The following is a 7,106-nucleotide window of genomic DNA, read 5'->3' as shown; positions in this document are numbered from 1 at the left end:
GCGAAAGTGGTGGGAGTGTGTCAAATAACCAGTGCCATTAGTTCACGGTCGCAGGTATCCCAATCGATAGAAGGTAGCGTCTTTATAGAAGATAAAAATGCTGTCCTATCTTTTTCTTCTGAGCGGTCGCTTTCTACCGCTGTATCGTTGTCGTTATTAGTATTTGCATCCAACTGTAATATAATCTCTAGCCGACTATCAACTTGTGCGCTGACCGTACTGGTGGTTAAGCTGTCAGGGGTAAAATTGATTTGTAGCCAGCCATCAGACGTATGAACCACGCCTTTGATACGTTGCCAGTTCGGTAGCGTTAATAACCAACTCTGTAACTCATCCGCTTTTAATATGTAGTACGCTGGCAGTCTCCAACCCGCCAACTGTAACTCTTGTTGTTTCTCATGATAACGATAAGGTAGCTCAATATCTGTGTCGGTCTGCGCATCATCTTTGTTTGTAAAAGCGTCGGATGACAAGGTGGTCGATATCGATAGGGCATTACTCTGTGGTTGCAAGCTAGTAATCGATTTTTGAGGGTGAACAATATTGACTGTGCGTTGTTTCGAGATAACCTGACTGGGCTTGGTTAGCTGAGTTTTCAGCTCTGACACGCTTGATTTTGATAAAAGAATATTGGATGAGTCATTTGTATCATGAGATATCAGCTCAGATGCTGCCCAAATAATTTTTACCTGTGCATTTAGCTTGGCTATCCATTGTTGCAGTGCTTGTTTTTCGTCAGCGCTTAATTGAGTATAGCGATTAATGACCAACACATCGGCATCACGGACATGCGCTTGAAAACCGTCATGATGACGATGTTTATCTTGCTGCCATTGCACGCCACTCAGTACCGTTATTACTGCTTGCATATTGAGCGCTGTTTGCCAATGCGGTGCACTAAGCTGCATGATAAGCTCACGTGGATGAGCAAGCCCTGTGGGTTCGATGAGTAACCGCTGTGGATGATGCTCACTAAGTAGCCGACTGATAGCAATTTGTAATGGCAGCTGACTGGTACAACAAATACAGCCACCACTGACTTCGCGTATCGCAGTATTATCTTGCTCAGGCTTACTATCTTGCGCGCTTGCCAGCAGCGCACCATCAATACCGATACGACCAAATTCATTGATTAGTAATGCCCAGCGCTCATCGGCAGGTTTCATAGCAAGCAGCTGATTAATCACTGTGGTCTTGCCAGCACCCAAAAACCCTGTCACTAAGGTGCAGGGTATGTTTTGAAAAATAATAGGTTTTTTCACAGAGACACTCATCATATAGGCCGTATTTGTGAGTAATCAAACACGACCTATATTAAAAGGAAATGATATTAGCGTGTGTCCTCAATTCAATCGATAATCGAAACTTTCAAAATGAGGACACACATAGTCAAAAGTTACTCACTTTTAACGGTTTCTACTTCAGCTTCGTCAGGAACGAATACATAGCCTACACCCCAAACGGTTTGGATGTAACGCGCTTGTGAAGGGTTGTCTTCAATCAAACGACGCAAACGTGATACCTGTACGTCGATAGAACGCTCCATCGCACCCCATTCACGACCACGCGCAAGGTTCATCAATTTATCGCGTGTCAACGGCTCACGTGGATGCTGCACCAGTGCTTTTAGCACCGAAAACTCACCTGTCGTTAAAGTGACAACATTGCCGTCACGTTTAAGCGTACGTGTCGATAAATCAAGCGTCCACGGTCCAAACTCAACCACTTCAAGCTGATGGCTTGGTGCGCCAGGCAGCTCGCGATTTTGACGACGTAATACCGCTTTGATACGAGCCAACAGCTCTTTTGGGTTAAAGGGTTTTGGCAGATAATCATCGGCACCCGCTTCAAGACCAGCGATACGATCGGCATCACCACCTTTAGCTGTCAGCATAATGATAGGGATGTCACCATTGTCTTCGCGTAGACGCTTACAGATACTGATGCCGTCTTCGCCTGGTAGCATCAAATCGAGTACCACCAATGAGAAAAGCTCACGCTGCAACAGCTTATCCATTTGGCTACCATCATGAGCGGTACGGACGACAAAACCGTCGTCTTCTAGAAAGCGCTGTAATAAAGAGCGCAAGCGTGCATCGTCATCAACGACTAAAATTCGTTGAGTTAAGGTATCAGGGCTGTTATTTTCAGACATACAGGCATCCTCTTATAAAAATTATTATTAGTAGAAATTATCGTTAACAGTCAAGGCTAAAGGTTATATCATCAAAATGATATAAAAAAATACGGTGTCAGGCTCGTTGAGTCTACTATTTATAGTATTTTAACGTGCTTTCCTCATCGCTAAATTATCTTGAATCGACTATACAAAAAAACCTGAGCAAAAAAACTGTCTTTATTCAATGAGTGTTCAAAAGTAAAGGTCCGTCTCAATCCATCATAAATTTGAATACTATTGTTCAATGCGTCAGCACGTACCAATATTTGCGCCTTCGATACTTTAGTGTATAAGATTGCACCACTAATTGCATCACCCATCAGGACAAATGCTGTATGCGTTTGTTTAACAAAGCGACAGAACCTATGATATGAGACGATTTTCGTCATAAAACTAGCGATAAATAACGAAAAGATAAAAAGGATTTTTATTCATGCAGCTTTTGCTATAATGCAAAACTACATTTCTCAACGATTGATACGTCTATGAGTAGCACTGATACCTTAACGCCATCTCAAACCTCGACAAATGCACAGGTTTTGGATGCAACCACACACGCGAATATTCACGACAAGCTTGCTCGCGCGCTTGGCATTAAGACTGCTCAAGTCAATGCGTTTGTCAAACTTTACGATGAAGGCGCGACCGTTCCGTTTATTGCCCGTTACCGTAAAGAAAAGACGCAGAATCTTGACGATGCGCAATTGCGAGCTTTAGAGAAGTCGCTCAATTATGAGCGCGATATGGCAACCCGTCGCCTCAAAATTACCGAGCTGCTCAGCACGCAGGGCAATTTGACTGACGAGCTACAGACGCGTATCGATAATGCGACGTCGAAACTTGAGCTTGAAGATATTTACTTGCCATACCGCCCGCGTCGCCGCTCTCCTGCCGCCAAAGCACGTGCTGCTGGTCTTGATGTGGCAGCGCAAGCCGTCTTGACGCAAGAAATCACGCCGACCGATGCGCTAGCAGACTATCAAGTACAATCTAGCATTACCGATGATAGTGGTAATGAGATCGAAGTTGATTTTAGCGATATCACCAAGCAACTTGCTGGTGTACAAGCCATCATCGTTGATGAATGGACACAGGCTTTGGCTTTGCTAGACAACTTGCGCAGTGGCTTTGCCAAGACGGCCAGTATCGTATCTGCCGTTGCCAGTGAGGAAAAACGCGAAGTCGGCGAGAAATTCAAAGATTACTTCGAGCATAGTGAAAGCCTTGCGCGTCTGCCGAATCATCGTTTATTAGCGATGCTACGTGGTCGTCAAGAAAACGTCTTAGGCCTCAAAATAGAAGGCGAAGACGCACCCTTTATCGAAAAAATTATTAAGCATTTTGACGTTGATACAAAAGCTCCAGCCGAGCGTCAAGAGTTTTTGACAGAAGCGGCGACGAGTTTGTGGAAAGACAAATGGCGTCCGCATATTGAACACCGTTTATTGACAGAAAAACGTCTGACCGCTGAAGCTGACGCGATTGACGTGTTTGCTAATAATTTACAGCACTTATTAATGTCAGCGCCTGCCGGTCGTAAAGTGATTTTAGGTGTTGATCCTGGCATTCGTCATGGCGTAAAAATGGCCATCGTCGATGCTCAAGGTCACGTTATGTTAGACAGTGAAGACAAGCCTGTCGTCGCAACCGTTTATCCATTTGCCCCTGATAATAAAATGGATGAAGCCAAAAAAGTCATCGATGAATTATTAAGTACTTACAACGTTGATTTGGTGGCTATCGGTAATGGTACGGCGAGCCGCGAAACAGATGCGATGATTAAAGAAATTTTGGCTGCCAACTCTGAATTACAAGCCAAATCAGTTATCGTCAATGAGTCAGGTGCGTCTGTTTATTCAGCCAGTGAGCTTGCCACTGATGAGCTTGGTAATTTAGACGTTTCTGTACGCGGTGCGGTTTCTATCGCCCGTCGCTTGCAAGACCCTTTATCAGAATTGGTCAAGGTTGATCCAAAAGCCATTGGCGTTGGTCAATATCAGCATGATGTCAACCAAACGCAATTGGCAGATAGTCTTGATAAAGTCACGCAAGATAGCGTAAATGCGGTTGGCGTTGATGTAAATACTGCAAGCCCTGCTATCTTGACACATATCGCTGGTTTGAATAAAAACGTCGCGCAGCAAATCGTGACCTATCGTAAAGAGCATGGTGCTTTTGAAAGTCGTGAATCATTAAAAAACGTTCCACGCTTAGGCGCTAAGACCTTTGAGCAAGCAGCAGGCTTCTTGCGTATCCATGGTGGTAGTAATCCTCTTGATGCCACTGGTGTGCATCCAGAAAGCTATGCGCTGGTCGATAGCTTATTGGCACAAACTGGTAAAGCATTGCCAGAAGTCATCGGTAATGACGGCGTACTAAATACGATCGATACTACTGTATTGGCTGCTAATGATGACAATATTAGTGTAACTGCTATCATCGATGAGCTAGCCAAACCAGCACGCGACCCACGTCCTGAGTTTAAGACTGCTAACTTCCGTGAAGACGTTAACAGTATTAAAGACTTGAGTGAGGGCATGCAGCTTGAAGGCGTGGTGACCAATGTGACAGCCTTTGGTTGCTTCGTTGATGTTGGCGTCCATCAGGATGGTTTGGTACATATCTCACAAATGGCCAATGACTTTGTCGCTGATCCGATGAACCGCGTCAAGCCTGGCGATATTGTTTCGGTACGTGTCATCTCTATCGATGAAAAACGTGGTCGTATTGGCTTTAGTATGAAGCCAGAATCTGAAAAGCCTGCGCGCCCAGCAGCGAAATCGGCTGAAAGTACTGGTAATGATGAGAAAGTCAGTCGTCCACGTAGCGATCATACAAATAGCAAACGCCCAAACAGTAGCCGTCCAGCGACTGATAAGCGCCCGTCGAAATCTCGCGGTAATCGTCAGGATAAAGACAATGCTAATAACGATCGTAGCAAAGCGCCAAGGGCTGATAAAGCAGAAGCACCTAGCAAAATGGGTACGCTTGGGGCGCTGTTACAGGAAGCTGGCGTGACTAAAACCAAAAAATAGTTAATGTTAATAGTGATAAAAAAGGCAGCCATTAGGCTGCCTTTTTTATGGAATGTATCTAAAGATAGAAATTGTTAATGAACACTGATAACTGCTCAAACCTAACTCGCTGAATAACCTCTTTTCAATGATTTCAGCTAACAGCGGGATTTGTATCGTATTCTATAATTCTTCTGTGGCTTCTTCAGCTTCTTGTAATTCTTCTTGTGTGTCTAACGAGTCTTCTTCTTGCATCGCTTCTTCAGAATCTTGAATCACCTCTTGTTCGGCAGCCATTGCTTCTCGCTCCGCTTGAAGCTCAGTAGTCATCGGCTGTTGCTCAGCACTGTTGTTAACGTTTGCTCTTGAGATAATCTGTGTCTCACTAATCTGAAATGGGCTAGATTGATTGTCTGCTGAGGCATTATTTGTATTGTCAACTTCCATCTCAAGTGTGGTGGCGGTAGCCGCTGCTTGCACATCTACTGCCGCAGTATCAGCAGGTGCTGCCATCGCCAAACTTGGGATAGTGAGCGCAGCGCCAATCAGTAGCGATAAAGATAGAGTACTTTTTTTCATTAATCAATTCCTTAATTTACAATCTTATAATGTCAGCTTAAAAAATTTCAAACTTGACGCTTATGTTGCTAACTGCTGTATACAGCCGTTGCATATTACACATTCATTTAGTAATTCAAATCTATATATTTAATATATCTAACATTTAATTGATAGACAAAATAAAATCATGATAACCATTAAGAGACTATCATGATGGATTTGGATAAAGAGCTTTATAAGCTGACCTAAATCAGTGATAAAAATCTAAAGGGGAGAATACCAATTAAACAAGCGTTAGTTCAGTAGTCCATAGATTAAAATTCTAACAGACGGATGTTAGCAGGTGACTTTGTGCAACTATTGTATGGTTATTGTCAGATAGGAAAATAGCATTATTTTCTACTTTCCCATCTCTAATTTTCCTATCTCTAATTCTTATACCAATGATGTCTCAACGAATCTCGTTCGTCTGTATTTCATTAAAGTCTTATTCAATAACGATATACTTGCCAGTGTTTGGATCAATGACGCGTTGTTGAGTGCTGCTACTAGGAACACGAATGACTGGGAAGGTTTGATTGATTTCAGTATTTTCGATGACATCCGCATCTGCTTCTTCACCAACGATTACAGTACGGTTAGCCTCGTCTTCGATAGCAATGGCTGTACCTGACGCTGTGTTTACTCGCTTGATTTGATCTTTCGGTACGATGATGACTTCTTTGACACTATATTTAGTAGGGCGGATAACACGTGTGGTTTCAACGATGACAGGCTCTACACGGCGATCTTCGATAATCGCGAGTTGTGCTTCTGGTGCTGTAGCTTCTTTTGTTTCGCTCATAATAGGCGTTGGAAACTTGGCACCGAAGTGGTTATCGCACTGCTGCATGCTTAAGCGTACTGGATTGCCAGCCTTATCCATATAGACGTTGACAGGCATATCAGCGGCGATAGGGACGTATTTTCCAACCAATGCTCCCGAAACACCATAGCGACCATTTGACTGCCCAACCCCTAAATCACAAGCACCTGCTGAGTAATCACTGGCTGTTAAGTTGTTTGCATTGACCACTGTTTGAGGAATCATTACTTCAGACAAGCGCATTTTTTTGACAGTCGCTTCACCTGCTTGGCGCTTTGGGTTTTGATAAGTATAAGGGATATAAAATTTGGCCGAACCGTCTTTGACAGCGGTGACACACTCCTCATAACTGTCATAGCCAACATTACCGTGGCTATCGGTAGTCATAGCAGCGTTAGCAGAGCTTGCAAACATAGCAAGACTGGATGTTATCACGGCAGCGGTCAATATATTTATTTTCATTGTTATAGTCAGTCTTTTATAAATA

At 43.5% G+C, this 7,106-nt stretch carries 5 protein-coding genes; 1 reads left to right on the top strand and 4 read right to left on the bottom strand.

The window, feature by feature from the left end; all coding sequences use genetic code 11:
• Positions 1 to 20: 20 nt before the first annotated feature.
• Together B2575_RS01365 and ompR are read right to left on the bottom strand one after the other, a co-directional pair.
• Positions 21 to 1,274 carry a GTP-binding protein gene (locus tag B2575_RS01365; protein WP_349681506.1) on the bottom strand — a complete coding sequence of 418 codons (1,254 nt, stop codon included), beginning with the start codon at positions 1,272 to 1,274 and terminating at the stop codon, positions 21 to 23.
• A 122-nt stretch (positions 1,275 to 1,396) separates the two neighbouring features.
• Positions 1,397 to 2,155 carry a two-component system response regulator OmpR gene (gene ompR, locus B2575_RS01360; RefSeq protein ID WP_055123637.1) on the bottom strand — a complete coding sequence of 253 codons (759 nt, stop codon included), beginning with the start codon at positions 2,153 to 2,155 and terminating at the stop codon, positions 1,397 to 1,399.
• Between the two features lie 509 nt (positions 2,156 to 2,664).
• Here ompR and B2575_RS01355 point away from each other — a divergent pair.
• Positions 2,665 to 5,214 carry a Tex family protein gene (locus B2575_RS01355; RefSeq protein ID WP_296239898.1) on the top strand — a complete coding sequence of 850 codons (2,550 nt, stop codon included), beginning with the start codon at positions 2,665 to 2,667 and terminating at the stop codon, positions 5,212 to 5,214.
• 162 nt (positions 5,215 to 5,376) lie between these two features.
• Here B2575_RS01355 and B2575_RS01350 read toward each other — a convergent pair whose 3' ends face one another.
• Complete coding sequence (locus tag B2575_RS01350; RefSeq protein WP_296239897.1) at positions 5,377 to 5,772, bottom strand: hypothetical protein; 396 nt, start codon at positions 5,770 to 5,772, stop codon at positions 5,377 to 5,379.
• A gap of 469 nt (positions 5,773 to 6,241) precedes the next feature.
• A partial coding sequence (locus B2575_RS01345; protein ID WP_296239896.1) for a hypothetical protein occupies positions 6,242 to 7,106 on the bottom strand: 865 nt, incomplete at its 5' end.

The sequence above is a fragment of the Psychrobacter sp. UBA6739 genome, assembly GCF_002453835.1.
In the GTDB taxonomy this organism is placed as follows: Bacteria; Pseudomonadota; Gammaproteobacteria; order Pseudomonadales; family Moraxellaceae; genus Psychrobacter; species Psychrobacter immobilis_A.
Note: the sequence above shows the minus strand (reverse complement) of the source record. Positions and strands in the feature narration are given on the sequence as shown.